This is a genomic window from Microbulbifer mixtoriginis (SeqCode) (genome assembly GCF_052467705.1).
In genome coordinates, this window is record NZ_CP174322.1 from 2,992,717 (window position 1) to 3,005,281 (window position 12,565).

The window sequence follows — 12,565 nt, forward strand, 5'->3', positions numbered from 1 at the left end:
AAATTTAAAACGGCACTTGTATGTAGCACGAAGCTATGTATAATGCACAGCACAATTTGGTGGGGTGGCTGAGTGGTCGAAAGCGGCGGTCTTGAAAACCGTTGACTGTAACAGGTCCCAGGGTTCGAATCCCTGCCCCACCGCCATTATTCATACAGAAAGCCCTGATTTTTCAGGGCTTTTTTGTTTGTGCCCTTTGTGTTCCCCCCACTTAACTTTTGTAAGATCTTCACAGTAAAAGCCGCTCCACCCCTGCTGTATCGAATTGGCACCGAGGCAGTCCTACCGCAATCAGTTCATACCCATCCCGGATAGGAACTGGCGGATATTTTCATTGACTGCCCGCAACTAGTAACTACTCGCGTCCCCATAAATAACTTTAACAAGTCAGCTGACCGTCCAGCGCCACAACTACCACCACAGAAAAAAAAGGGAGCTTCATAAGGACAGCGCATACTGCTCATGAGCGCAGCATGTAAAAATAAAGACCTACCGGCCAGGATATGCCCATGAGCAAGCGGCCTCCATTGCTCATACCATCATGTGGTGACGATAAGCTACCGGCTCACGATGCCCAGCCAAGAAATTTTGCCAACCCTCAGCTGATTTAGATTCAGCATTTAACCAAGGCAACATATGATCCGCCCCTAGAAAAACTGGACTACGGTCATGGCCAACCGCCTCAACTTCTGGAGCTGGATCATCGGTAATCAAGGTGCATGAGAAGTAACCAACCTCTCCCCCCAATGATTCCCAGTAGTCCCAAAGGATTGGTGCCCACATCAAATCTTTACCCTCTGGAGTAAACTGGACCTGAGCTTTCTTACCCTTATGTTCGACCCACTCAAAGAAACTCGTGAATGGTAATATCCCATGCTGGTGGCCAATCAGGGAGCGCCAGGTTTTTGCTTCAAGCAATCTATCTAGCCGAGCGTTATATAGACTGTATTTTGTCGCTAGATCCCAAGCCGAGTTGGATAGGCGTATCGAGTAACGTAGCGGGCGCAACCAATTCTTACCTCCATTACATATTATGCCCGGCACAAAATAGCGGGGGTATACTCTTTCGCCTGGTCCTGCAAGGCGGAATTGACTGACACGAGGTAGCCCCTTTAGACCGAGAGTATGGCGAACCTCTGCTTTAGTAGAGCAGCTCTCCCACTTCTGGTTGAAGCGGAATTGATTCCAGGCATTCACATCCGCTCTAAACCCTACAGGTAGTGATGACAGCGCCTTGTCACTAGGAACCGTAAAGGAGTAGCACATGGAAATTCACCGTAAAGTGTGGCTTGAACTACACTAATAAGATGGTTAAAAGAAGAAGGAGAATTTAAGAGGAACTTATCACCTGTCCTCGCCCTTCAGATAATCCACTATTTTATCAATCTCCTCTTCATTTTCGTCAATAAGCCTATCTGAAAGAATCTTAAGCTTGTCAATTGATTTGTAATCAAAAGGGCCCACAAAGGGGTCAATAAGCTCAACATTAAGATAATCATATTTCACCCGCGAGGGTGCCAAAGACTCGGCAATTTCCAGAGAAAATATCTGCTGATAATCCATTGATCGTGTCATGCTAAATATTGCATCATGAAACCAGCGTAATTTCCCCCAACTCTTTAGACTTCTATAATCAAAACCCATAGTATGAACTGGGTGTATTCCGGAACCAAGAATCAGCAAGTAGTAGTTTTTGCCTGGAAAATTTTTTATTACATCATGCAAGATGACATTAGCCGGATCATTAGCCGTGATTGCAGCATCTGCAAAGTAACGATGGGTAATCTTCTTGTCTGGCCCCACAAAATCAACAGGGGTAAAAAAAGCCTCTGCACTAGATGCAGCAGCAACAAGCTGATAAAGCGTATTAGTAGGCAAATCTAAAGCTTTTATCCCTCTATTCTTAAATAGATGCAACCTTCCATTATGCACATCCAGCGACGGGATAATCACATAGTTATTTAAGCTGGTGAAATTCATCGCCGGAGAATAATTTCTCTCCAAGACTTCTGAAAGATGGGTACCCATAAATTGCGGCGAGAGGTATCCATTTAATGTCAAGGCATTATGATACCAGGGCACTGAAAACAAAAACTCACTTTCTTTTTCATATACCTTTATTAACCTTTCACTTCTTGAGGAAATGTTGTCATGATCAAAATCAAGCCGACCCAATTGAGAAAGGGGAATATTCAAGCTGGTGGCAATAATCGCACCTGTTGAAACTCCACTAAAGACGTCGAACACTTCCTCTACAGGCTGCCCCAATTGTTTCTCAATATGCTGTATCACATAGAGAGGAATAAGCCCCCTGACACCACCCCCTTCAATAATCAGAATATTAATTGTTTCCTTTTTCTCTAACGCCTCATTGCTTTTTATTAACTCCTCTGTAATCGGCTGGGAATCAAACTTGATACCGCGAACAAAAACATAATTGTAAGAAAAAACCAGCAAACCTAAAGCCACTACCAACAAAAAGAAAATGACTACAGAATGCTTGATTTTCATTTCAGCACCTCTACCCTACATACAAAGTATAAGCACAAACCTTAAGTTTGACTCTACCATCATAAGCTAGCTGCAAATTCTATTTAGAGAGACTTGTGTCTTATCAAAAATAACATACCACAAACAAATTCCCCCAAGTAAAGTATTAAACCTATATAAAATTTCACCCCCCAAGACACTTATCCGAATAGACATAAAAAGAGCTAGATAATCCTTTTTTTTCGAAAAATATGAGAACGAATTACTAGTGGCTTTCCTTCCCTTTAGGCAAATACAGATATTGACTACTCATGCCCTACTGCCATTATCCTATTCATAGCCTTACAATTATCCTTAACGAACGTTACGCCTAGCCTCTCGAAGCTTGCTCACACTATATGCTCTAACAGACTTAACTGATTCATTAGCGGCCTGGTCTTTCAAATCTTTTGCAAAACTTTATCGCTGGCATTTGTCAAAAAAAATGCATCAATCCCTACAATTAGAGTCAAATGTGAGATACTCCCCCCATAAAAGAACCCTAATAAACTGGGAAAAGACCTATGACTAAGTTCACCACCTACCTGTCAGCTGTCTTACTAGCTGGATGTAGCGCCACCACAAGCATCACACAAAAAAGTGCTAGTGAAGTTCGTCAGGCGGTAACGATACATAATAGTTCCGAAAATAACGCAACTGAATATAGCGGCCCTCCAATGCAGGCAACCACCGATGGCTCGGATCACAACCTGTATTACTATATGCTACGTGCTCTTGCCCCCAAGAATGGCGGAAGCCCCCAATACCAACTGCGTATTGATATCACATACCGGGAAAACTGGCGTAACTATGACACAGCCACATTTAGTGGTGGAAACGAGGTTGAGCTATCCCAACTCGATCGAAAAGTCCTCAACTGTGCATCAGCATTTAAATGCATGCTTGAAGAAACTCTGGAAGTCACATTGAGTGAAAATCAGATCACCAATGCTCTCAAGAAGCGAGAAAGCCTTAGAGTGAAGCTTTATGCAAAGTCAGGTCATCGCTCGGTTATCGAAGTGCCCAGCTCTTATCTGATGGGTTTTTACTCCAGTATTGTCAATAGACGGGGCTAAAAACTGGAAGGCCATCACAATTACTTATTGTGTGACCTTTAAATTGTGGGATCTCTGAGTAGCTCCGGAATACCTATACAGACTTCAGCGCCTGGCTTGCTTAACGAGGCAAAGTCTTCATAACAGGTTTGTGAATAGTCTGAACACTCCCAAAAAATAGAGCCGAAAGCCTGGCGGGATCATTCAGATACTCCCAGGCTTCTATAATCTATAAACTAAGATTTCTGCAGGCTTTCAGCAGTCTTAGCAAGCCCCTCTTCTACCGATACCGGTGGCTGCCAATCAAGCAGGTTCATGGTTTTTCCAATATCCACTTGCAAAGAACCACATAGACGATCGGCAACAGCCCTTTTCCCCAGTAGGGAGAGAGTAAAGATCAGAACAGATGCAGGCACAGGTATCAATAGAGCCCGGCATCTTAGGCTCCTTGAAAGCCGCCGCAATAAATCCGTGATAGACATATCAAGACCATCAGATACAAGGAAGACTTGATTTCTTGCGTTCGGGTGTTCAATACAAACTGTGATCAAGTCGATCAAGTTATAGACAGAAACCAGGCTGCGCCGATTGTTAATTGAACCTAACGGCAGTGGAATACCTTTCTGCAGCCAACGCATCATGGATTGAAAGTTAGCTTTTACTCCAGGTCCATAGACTAATGGTGGACGAATAATAACCACTTCCAGGCCAGTTTCCTCTGCCAGAGCGAGCAAGGCATCCTCAGCTTCTTTTTTTGAAATCCCATAGGGGTCTACAGGATTTGAGGGCTCCTCTGCGGTAAATGAGCCTCTGCCAGTAGTGGATTCCCCATTCACCTTAATAGAGCTTAAGAAAATAAACCTTTTTACTCCTGAAGATGCCGCTTGGCGGGCCAGTTGTAAGGTACCTTCCAAGTTCACTTTGCGAAACTCTGCCAAGGGGTCGACAGCACTTTCTTGCATCACATGAACTCTCGCGGCAGTATGGATCACCACATCAATGTTGTTCAGTGTGGCACCCCAGTCAGTTTCCGCATCTATGCGAGGTACATAAAGCCCCCCTTCTACCTCATGGCGATACACGGGCAGTACCTTAACCCTTTTAGATCGCAGGGCTGATAAAAGAGCACTTCCAATAAATCCACTGGCACCGGTCAACAATATTCGCTCTTCCACAAGCCCCGCCCATATCAATTAATTTCATCAGGAAGTAGTTTACAGATGGGGAAGCATTGAGTCACTGGTGGAAGGGTTGACGATAAAGAGCTCTTAGCGGGCAGCCTGAAAATAAAAGTATCTTAGCTAAGAAATGATTAGACGACTCAAAAGTGTTCAGCAAGAGGGGATTTAATACTCTCTTATCTATTATTCGACTATTCGACCTTTAGTTTTGATCTCTAAGGCTGCAAAACCGAAGCTGAGCTTTGCTAGCATTTTTCACTCTGGCTCTGACATTCTCTAGAGCCCGCGCATGGGGTTCTGTAGTTTCTGCGGTTCCCCATTTAATCTCCCACTTTTCTCGGGCTGCCAAGCAAGCCTTGGCTTGCCGATAATGCCAGCGAGCCTCAGCACAGGGGTTAAGATCTCTGGGAACCTTACGGTCACAGATGCGATGGTATCTTTTGCGGGCCAAATTTGCTTTAAAGTCTTTATCTATTACCGCATCAAAGTGGCGAATAGGCGAAGCTATAATCCTTTGCGATGTCGCGCCCCCCCTAGCATTAGCCCTAGAAGGGATAGCCCAGCGTAACGTGGTTAACGCGGGCTGATCTGAGAAAAAACCAATGGGTGAAACGGCTAACAGTTTCCTCTTAGACAAACATATTACTGGAACCGGGCTAGTGCCACCCAAAGGAAGCTTCTTTAGATAGTAACTAGTCGTTAACCTATTAGGCGTTGGCCATGTCGTTAACCTATGAGACGTTGACCATTTAGAGGCACTAAAACCATTTAAAGGGGCGGTATCAAACCCCATAGTGCCGGCTGAGAATGTGGAAATGACAACTATCAATAGACCGCTTAAACCAATTAGTGACTCTCCAATCCGTTTATTACCATTTGTAGGCATAAGCAGATCCTAATAAATTTAGATGCCCGGACAGTCCGAAGCGAGAGACTTAAACTGTAAACAAACTAAAACACTAGTCTAGTGTCGCTAAGCTTAAGCCCCAACTACGCTCTTTCGGAGAAATCAAACTTGCCTACGTCAAGACTTAAAGGTGTTTTTGTAGTTCTTTTTGATTTAGCACTGGGGTAATCCAAATTTCCGCACCCAGAGCTGAAAAAAACTTTTCGTTATAAGCCATCAGATGATCCTGCCGCTTCTCCTCAAGAATAAAAATAGCCGCGCGCTTACCATCCTCTAAAAAGAAATAGGAGGATTCAGGCTCAGCCGAAGCGATAAAATCATTGAAGGCTCTCGGCATGGACTTGTCTGCGATAGCATTATTGCCACTTTTAACGGGGATCAGGATTTTCATTAACAGGCGCATCGGGCTTCCTCTGTTGGGGAATTAAGGTTTAGGCTCCAACCATAGTCAATACCAAACCAATTAAGCGATATGAGGTGACTAATCCCGCTGAAGGACACTGTTGGTTAAGTAGAGTTCTTATGCTTCTACCATGTTTCTACTGCCGTCTTCCGCGCCTGAACCCCTCTCGTGCCAGTGAATCCACTTTAGATCCACCACCATCACGGTATAAAGCACCGGCACCAGTAGCAAAGTACCGCAGGTTGCCAATATCAAGCCTCCTATCTGGGCAAAACATAAAGGCTGCCAAAGAGGACCACCATGGAAAGCGAGAGGTACCAGGGCGCAGGTAGTAGCCGCTATTGTGATCAGGATTGGTCTTAGTCGTAGGATCCCCGCGTCCAACAATGCCTCTCTGAAAGGATCGCCTGCGGCATGACGCACTTCTATAAAATCAAACAAGACAATAATATGGCTGACAATTACCCCTACCAAGCTTACTATCCCCAGAAAAGCCATAAACCCGAATGGCTGGCCAGTAACATAAAGCGCGGCAAGGGCACCCACCATACCCAGTGGTACGGTGGCAAATACCACCAAGGGCTTCAATAAGTTACTAAACTGGAAAACCAGAGCCAAAAAAATGGCCCCCGAGGAAACACCAAGTATCATGAGTAGCTGTGCAAACCCATGTGTTGAGTTAGCCGCATCTCCAGAAGCTTGTATTTGATAACCACTGGGCAGCGTCTTTTGTAAGGCATCTAATTCATCTTTTACATCTCCCATAATATCGGAGGCAATAAATCCTGCATAAGGGTATGCAAAAACAGAAATCGTGCGAAATTTTTCCAAACGACGAATTCGCTCAGTTCTAAAGTCAATTCTTGTTGTAGCCACCTGCTCTAGGGGAACTCTTACTTCCGTATCTGATGAAAACACATAAAGGTTGTTAATATCCTGCAATTGCCCACGCTGATCCAGTCGGAGGCGAATAACGATTGGTATTTCTTTGTCCCCCTCCCGTAATGTGGATACCTCACTACCATTAATTGCCGTTGATGAAGCCTGGGCAATATCCGCATTAGTGACTCTAGACATCGCTGCCCGGTCTTCAAGAACATTCATATAAACCGCAAGACTCCTCTCTCCCCAGTTCTGGCGAACCGTGCGAGCATATGCCGATTTCTGCACAATATTTTTCACTCTCTCGGCAACATCTCGCAAGATAATAATATCCTTACGCTCTTCCTCAGAACCGGTAGTCACACGCCCTGACACCCTTATTTCAAAGGGGTAATCTACCGGGGTAGTTTGCAGTTGGCGCACATCCAGATCGGCTCCGGGGATATTCTTACTGAGTGCTTCCTGAATAAACGGCACCAACTTTGGAGTCAGATTTTTATCATTGATACGGATAATAATTTGACCATAATTAGCTTGCTGTGGCCGAGGGTTCACTGTATACCAAAAACGCGGCGCCCCTCCACCAACGGTAGTACTCAGTGCCTGTAGAATTGGTTCATCAGAATTCCCACCATTTTCTTTTTGATACTTTTCTATTGTTTGTCTAATCACCTGCTCCGCTTGTTTGGCAACATTATCTGTTGCATCAATGCTTGCATCATTCTGCAACCAGACATCCACATAGGACAAATATTGAATATCGTCTGGAAAAAAGGCATTTTTCAACTGCGTTTTCAATACCACTCCCGCAATCAGAAAAAGTAGAAATCCCAATAGTACAAGTTTCCTGTGATCTATAGCCCAGCTAGCGGTTCGATAGTACACACCAGTAAGCCCATGTTTCCGCCGCTCCTCCAGTGTTGGCTCTGTACGCTTCGGTGGACGCAAGAGAAGATTTCCTATGAAAGGCAGAAAAGTCATAGATACTATCCGGGAGGCGATCAATGCGCAGGCCATAACAATTGGCAAACTGTGCAAAAAATCACCTTGATTTCCGGTTAGTAGTAAGAAAGGTAAATACGCAACCACATTGGTGAGCGTCGCAAAGAAAATGGCTTTCGCGAGTAGGGTTGGACCAAGCCAGGCAGCAATAAACGATGGTTTACCCGCGGCCATCTGTCGCTTGATGGCATCCCCGGCAACAACAGGATCATCCACTAAAAGCCCAAGGGCAATAATCAATGCTGCAATAGAGACTTGCTGAATATCCACCCCCATAAACTGGATAAAGCCGAAGGTCATTGCCAAGGTAATCGGGATTGAGATCATCAGTAGGACGGCGGAACGCCAATCAGAAAACCCGATAAAAGCGACAATAACCACAAGGATAATGGCTTCAACCAGCGCCTCAATAAAAAGCCCCACACTTTCCTTTACTTGTCTGGGCTGATCAGACACTTTTTCAATAATTAAATCTGGCGGCAAGTCGGCTCTAACCTGTTCCAGTAACTTTGTGAGTACCTTGCCTAGCTCGCCGATTTGCTCACCATCACGCATCTGTACCGATAAGTTGACGCTGCGATGCCGTTGCCATGTTCCATCGTGTTTAGATTTGCTGACATAGTAATTCAATAGCTCTGGTGGCGACTCATACCCCATTGAAACATCCAGTACACCCCGTAGGTACACCGGAGTACCATCATCACTCAAAGCGATAGGTACATCCCCAATTTCTTCATAATTGCTAAAGTCCCCACTGGGAAATATTGCGACATCCATATCCTCAACAGTCAGATTGCCGCCAGGAATGGTTGTATTGCGGGCATTGAGTATTGGGCCAATCATATCCGGGCGCAGGCCGTAAGAAGCAAGCCGCTCCTGGGAATAAACCAAATCGACTTGCTGTTGCAGCACCCCGGAACGCAGTACCCGCTTTACCTGCGGGAGAGTGCGAATATTCGCAGCGATGAGATCGGAGAAATCATCCAGCTGCCGATAGCTGTATTTTGCCCCGGCCACTTCGGCAAGACGCTCACGAGTTTTAGCAATATCTCGCACAAGAAAAGGCTGCCAGGAGTCGGGAAAAAATTTCTGTGCACTGAGTCGCTCATTTAAAAAACGATATCCCGCGCGCATCAACTCTTCATCGCTTTTATCAGAGGTAAAATCTACGCCGATATAACCGGGGCCCGACAGAATTTTAAATGCAGTGCCATAACCCTGTTTCTCCATCCAGCGGGAAAAGACCTTGAAGGCAGCCAAGCTATTCACCCCGTGCACTGAAAGCGGCAGGGCCACCATAATACTAACCCTCTGTTCTACTCCCTGGTTTTTATACTTGGCGCGAACCTCCGATAATGCTTCTCGAATGTTTTCTGCCCGGAGGCTAATTTCAGTAGCTCCGGCCCTTGGGCTGGCTACGGCCAAAAGCACTGCAGCCGTATCCCCAAATTCATCATTGAATTGAGTAGCCTGTGTCCCTGAAGGCAGTTGACTCTGCGCGTCAATAAGTTTCAGGTTTATATCATTAAATGCCTTGGTGACATCGGTGTGGGGGGCAAGCTGAGTTTGCACTACGGACACACCGTTAAGGGTCAGGGATTTTATTGCAAAGGAGCGCGCATCTGGCTGGTAGAGATATTCACTCTGGGCGATGGCATCTTCTATTCGTCGTGTTACCAGCTCCTCAACTTTGATGGCACTTTGCCCTGGCCATTTGGTTGTTGCTGTAGCTATACGGACGGGAATATCTGGATCCTTACTTTTGGGCATCGCGATATAAGAGATAAGCCCCCAAAACATAACCCCAACCAATAGCGCCAATGAAATGGAGGAGTTATCGACAAAAAAGCGAGCGGTATTAAAGCGGTGCTCACTTTCAGCTTCCAGAATTTCTTCTCTGGTTTTTTCGTCTTTAACCACCATTGATATTCCCTTGAGGCACTAGGGCACTATCCTTACCGTCTGACCATCCTGTAACTGTGACGCGCCATTAGACACAACCCGCTCCCCCTCCTTGAGGCCGTGTAAAATAACAATGTTGTTACCCACTACCGGCCCTGGAACCACTCTGCGCAGCTTTGCCTGTAAAACATTGTTGTCAATTTCCAATACAAAAACGGCAAAGCCTTCCGACTCATTTGATTGCGGGACCAAACATGAAAGGGGCACCACAACCCGGTTTGGCTGAGGTCGCATTTTGTCCAGTAAAAGACTCATAATCATGCCCGGTTTTAATATTGCATTGGGGTTAGGCACGGTTACGGTAATGGCAAAAACTCTGGTGCGTTCCTCTGCTTTCGGGGAAACTTCTGTGACCTGGCCAGTAAAAGTCTTGCCTGGTTGGGACTCTGTCATCATAGAGATAACACTACCCAGTTTGGCAAAGCTCAACACCACATCGGGCACATTAAAAACCACTTTGACACGAGAGATATCAGCAACCACAAAACCAATGGCATCCCTTTGCACCAGAGTGCCGACCTCTATATTGCGTTGAAGAATAATTCCCGTAAGGGGTGAACGTAACACCGTGTCATTGAGATTCTCTTTAGCATTATCCAGGCGTGCCTTAGAGCCTACAACCGAGGCCTGTGAGATCTCATACTCCTCCCGGGCGGCGTCGTAATCCGGCGCCGTGATACTTGCGGTATCAAAAAGGGCCGAAGCTCTTTTGTAGTCCAGATCTGCTTTCCTCCGGGCAGCCTCTGCTTTACTGACATTCGCTGCCGCCTCAACCACCTTGTCTCTGTATTGCTCGTCGTTGACGATAGCCAAGGGCTCTCCCTGAATCACTCGGTCCCCGCCCTGCAATATTCTTATTTTTCCAAGAGCCCGGCGAATTGGAATTTCATCGATATATCCCTCTGTTCGAAATGCTACATCTACTTGGGTATAGGGATGGACCACTGCAGAGTATGGATAACCTTCAATTCCACTTTCTGTACGAGCCACTGTAGCTTGCACAGGCACCGGACTTTTCCCCGGCGGCTCACTTTGGCAGGCCGATAGTAAGAGCAGAAACATCAGTAAAAGGGGTAAACGCAACATCGTTACACCTCCCCCACCGCTCTTTCGTATTCGGCTAACGCCCTCCAGACAGAAAGTACCGCTTTGTTGTAATCGCTGTTGGCGCGATCGAGCTGGGTTTCCGTTTCCAGTACGTTGGTTAATAGCGTCGTTTGCTCACGATAGCGGTTGATCATTACCCGTAACTTTTCCCGATATGCCGCTTGTAATTCTCGGGCTACAGCAACCGATTCCTGCGCAGTCCGTAACTTGCGCAAGCTGTCACGCACTTCTACTTCAATTTGACCGCGCAATTCCCCCACTCTAACTTCGGCCCCAGCAATCTTACTCGCGCGGCTGGCCAGTTCATCCCGCTTGCGTCCCCAGTCAAAAATCTCCCAGCGTAAATCTAAAGCAACGATTACCTCAGCATCAGGAACAAGGCTTACGTTAAAGAGCTTGAGATAACTGAAGTGAAAGTCAATATCGGGAATATATTCAGATTTCTTAACATCGTAGCTGTATTCAGCCTTCTCAATAGCCAACAGTGATTCAATAAAATCAGGGCGTTGATCAAAGGCCAACATCAGGGATGCATCGGTGTCATACACGACTTGATGAGGTACAGGGAGGTGCTCGACGCTAAATGGCGTTTCTACATCGCGCCCTAATAGAGCATTGAGTCGCTCCTTGGCCGTAATCATCTCATCAATCCTGCGCTGACGTTCCAGCTGGCGCTGGGCTAAGCGGGCACGTACATCCAGCAACTCGTATTCCAGAGCCACCTGTTGGTCGACATAATTGCGCACCAGGTCACTCAGGGAACTCAAGAACAAAATAGATTCATCAATTGCCTGGAGGTCACCGATAATCCTGCCCACCTCGAAATACTGCAGCTTTACCAAAAAAGCAACATCCTGCTGCGTCCAACGCACTTTTTGCACCGCCATCGCAGTGGTGACATAGCCCTCGCAGATTTCCAAGGCAATAGTGTAGAGACGGGTAAGAGGCTGGCGCGCACTGAAGGAGACGATCTCAGTAGTTCCCTGCTCGGTGGTGATCTCCACATTGTTTGGTGGGATTGGTCCTATTTCAGAATCGGGAACAAGGCTACCCTCAGGGAAGGTATAGCTCTGGGTGGTGAGGTTGTGATTGATAGCGGCATTTAGTTCCAATCGTGGGTAACGGCGTGTCTTTAGCGCTTCAACCATATCACCCGCCTCATCGACTTCTAGAGCCGCGCCCTGCACCCGCAGGTTGGTACGAATGGCCGTTTGTACTGCATCATTGAGCGGAAGCACAGGCTCAGGGGCAGAGCTCCAGGCAGCGCCGATAAAGATCCATATTGCGAACCCGCCCTTGAACAACGATCACCCCTTCCTGGCAGCAGCACACACCCGCACAATATGCAATTATTCCAGTAAGTATATGTGCTTCATGCTCACCGCTTAGTCAGCACGCCTATCCCCACGCCAACCAGTGTACTCCCCCTACATATTTCTTTTTTTTATATCTGCCTGAGCCATTTCCCCGCCAATAAATCCTTTCTAGGTGCTAGCGCCCGATAAAATCCGGGTGCGTCAAAATGAAGTTTCACCTG

The 12,565-nt window shown here is 46.4% G+C and carries 8 protein-coding genes and 1 tRNA gene; 2 read left to right on the top strand and 7 right to left on the bottom strand.

The genetic code is table 11. The annotated features are described in order from the left end of the window. Window positions 1-58 precede the first annotated feature (58 nt). Window positions 59-146 (top strand) — tRNA-Ser (locus tag ACJJIB_RS13040). 385 nt (window positions 147-531) lie between these two features. On the opposite strand, the gene ACJJIB_RS13045 is transcribed toward ACJJIB_RS13040, so the two are convergent. Then, the gene (locus ACJJIB_RS13045; RefSeq protein ID WP_444886372.1) at window positions 532-1,266 is read right to left on the bottom strand and encodes an SOS response-associated peptidase family protein; all 735 of its coding nucleotides are present in this window, start codon (window positions 1,264-1,266) and stop codon (window positions 532-534) included. 78 nt (window positions 1,267-1,344) lie between these two features. After that, window positions 1,345-2,511, bottom strand: coding sequence for a patatin-like phospholipase family protein (locus ACJJIB_RS13050; protein ID WP_444886373.1), 1,167 nt, complete (start codon window positions 2,509-2,511; stop codon window positions 1,345-1,347). 542 nt (window positions 2,512-3,053) lie between these two features. Between ACJJIB_RS13050 and ACJJIB_RS13055 the strand changes: the two genes are divergently transcribed. Next, window positions 3,054-3,605: a hypothetical protein gene (locus ACJJIB_RS13055; RefSeq protein WP_444886374.1), complete on the top strand. Its 552-nt coding sequence runs from the start codon at window positions 3,054-3,056 to the stop codon at window positions 3,603-3,605. A gap of 215 nt (window positions 3,606-3,820) precedes the next feature. Here the strand turns inward: ACJJIB_RS13055 and ACJJIB_RS13060 are convergent, their stop codons facing one another. The 5 genes from ACJJIB_RS13060 to ACJJIB_RS13080 all read right to left on the bottom strand — a co-directional run bounded on the left by ACJJIB_RS13060 (window position 3,821) and on the right by ACJJIB_RS13080 (window position 12,332). Further along, the gene (locus ACJJIB_RS13060; RefSeq protein ID WP_444886375.1) at window positions 3,821-4,759 is read right to left on the bottom strand and encodes a UDP-glucose 4-epimerase family protein; all 939 of its coding nucleotides are present in this window, start codon (window positions 4,757-4,759) and stop codon (window positions 3,821-3,823) included. A 1,037-nt stretch (window positions 4,760-5,796) separates the two neighbouring features. After that, the gene (locus ACJJIB_RS13065; RefSeq protein ID WP_444886376.1) at window positions 5,797-6,063 is read right to left on the bottom strand and encodes a hypothetical protein; all 267 of its coding nucleotides are present in this window, start codon (window positions 6,061-6,063) and stop codon (window positions 5,797-5,799) included. A gap of 129 nt (window positions 6,064-6,192) precedes the next feature. Continuing rightward, window positions 6,193-9,882 (bottom strand): efflux RND transporter permease subunit, encoded by a 3,690-nt coding sequence (locus ACJJIB_RS13070; protein ID WP_444886377.1) that lies wholly within the window; start codon window positions 9,880-9,882, stop codon window positions 6,193-6,195. Window positions 9,883-9,900: 18 nt separating this feature from the next. Beyond that, window positions 9,901-11,007, bottom strand: a complete 1,107-nt coding sequence (locus ACJJIB_RS13075) for an efflux RND transporter periplasmic adaptor subunit (RefSeq protein WP_444886378.1) — start codon at window positions 11,005-11,007, stop codon at window positions 9,901-9,903. A 2-nt stretch (window positions 11,008-11,009) separates the two neighbouring features. Continuing rightward, window positions 11,010-12,332 carry a TolC family protein gene (locus ACJJIB_RS13080; RefSeq protein ID WP_444886379.1) on the bottom strand — a complete coding sequence of 441 codons (1,323 nt, stop codon included), beginning with the start codon at window positions 12,330-12,332 and terminating at the stop codon, window positions 11,010-11,012. Window positions 12,333-12,565 lie beyond the last annotated feature (233 nt).